The organism is Nitratidesulfovibrio sp. 1201_IL3209 (genome assembly GCF_036763125.1).
Taxonomy (GTDB): domain Bacteria; phylum Desulfobacterota; class Desulfovibrionia; order Desulfovibrionales; family Desulfovibrionaceae; genus Cupidesulfovibrio.
In genome coordinates this window covers 1-1936 of sequence record NZ_JBAIYT010000068.1, presented here as the reverse complement: position 1 = coordinate 1936, position 1936 = coordinate 1, and the positions used below count along the sequence as shown (strand labels likewise).

General features: G+C 41.3%; 1 protein-coding gene. It reads right to left on the bottom strand.

The window, feature by feature from the left end; genetic code table 11:
• Positions 1-352: 352 nt before the first annotated feature.
• Positions 353-1936, bottom strand: a 1584-nt coding sequence (locus V6B97_RS17045; RefSeq protein WP_333507707.1) for a hypothetical protein, incomplete at its 5' end; no start/stop codon positions are given.

The window sequence follows — 1936 nt, the reverse complement described above, 5'->3', positions numbered from 1 at the left end:
TTTGCTTTTCGGATGAAATACTTACTAATAAACAATAGAAAATATTTTTGTGTCCAGCTTAGCAATGTAGGAAAAGGACAAACCCACATGTCGCCACATAAAAGCGAAAATTAAACACACAACAGAAATAAATCTAATCTAAGAAAGCAAAGAAAACTCAGATGTCTTAGTATGATCATGGTCACAAAGACAAAAGCACCATGAAAAACTAGGTTATTTTAATTTGGTTATCCTAGTACCAAATTTTACTTTTAAGGCGAGTAGAGCCTCTGGAAGTGGTAACCCTACCAGATAGGGTGGATATTCTCTAAAAGAAATACCTAAGAAAGCTTTGTCCCACGCCAAAATAATATCAGGCGCCAGATGATATGGTCATAGGACCAGCTGAACGCCCATAAAACTGAAAACCATCAAGCACTTCGATAGAAACACACAACGTTGTCATGCAGTGGAAAAACCGTGTTTCAAAACGTGTCCAATTCTCAGCTTCAAATGGAACACCCCCAGATATAACAGGACCTGCAAAGGATCCAAATTCAAAGGGGACTGCAACACTGGTATCTAAAGTAGCGCACTGTATTAAATAACCAGTATGTTGCGTGGCAACATTAAGCCCACGACCTTGTGAGATTATCACATTTCCAACGGTATTTGCCAGTTTCACACCAGCATTAAGCGTCCATTGAAAATGCAAAACAACTTTTCCCCATTGCATACCAGTTGTAGCACACATTATTGCAAAAGGATTCACCAAATTAGTGATTTTCCCATGTTTTATACCTTTTGCATTTGCCAGTGTAATATTACTACACCTAGATGGCAGGGTCAGGACTAATTCCTCAGTTCGCCTTGGTGTTTCAATATTTTCCAGAAGAAACCAACCCACAATATTCTTGTAATTGATTGATCTACACAATCGTGGATTGGCAGAAATCCCCTTTATTCGAATAAAATATTCAAAAGAAGATTCCACCTTTTCTGGAACCATTGGTGAGCACAACGGAAACACCCAAAACAATGTTCCAACGTCCCCAAAATTGGCAGTGGAATAATAGGCTGACTGTATCTCAAGACTACCCTCACCACCATCCATAATATCCACATGGGGTATTTGGCACATCTGGGCACGCGTAGGCGTAGTACCCCATAATGCAACTCGCAACTTGCAGCTCACAAATTTACTGGAGGTCACATGCACAGAAAAATGCATCATGCCTCCAACACCCAGAAAATGAGACAATAAACCCGAAGCATATGAGTATGTGCCTCGTTCTGATTTAGACCACTGTTTTTCTGCAAGCGCCAAAGTAAAATTGGTTGCCATCTCAGCTCCAATATCAATAGTTGATGGCATCAGTACCAAATCCAAATCCTCTAGAACCGAGGGTTGTAGTGGATATGTCAACACTTGCTCGGTCCACAACCCCCTAACATAGCGGTCACCATGTGCACGAACCTCAATATTGAAGTTCACATTTTGTGACCACGCCATTTTTGAGGAGGTTGCGGCAACTACCCATAACTTTGGACTGCAGAAACCATTGCCAGCAAAACTGAGTGATTGCCCACACAACCTTCTCAAATCAACATTCCACACATGTGTTTTGGGATCTCTCATCACACACAAGTGTGGCGAGAGACTCCGAAACATTTCAAGTTCGATTGTTGTGGTTATGTCAGCTGGTATAGCTGAAAACGCATCAAAAGCGATCCACAAGGCAACACCACTAAATTGATTGTCAGCCAAATGACAAATAAACGTAAAATCCTGGTCAATATAGCCTTGGGCTAACCAGCGAACTGATAACGGTGAAGTTGTATTCCGCAAAGAACTCAAAATGTCCTCACATAGTACAACTTCTCCAGTGGCAACTGACGCTGGCAACGTTGCAGACACTATAAAAGCAAATTCCCCATCACTTGACATGAGATTTAC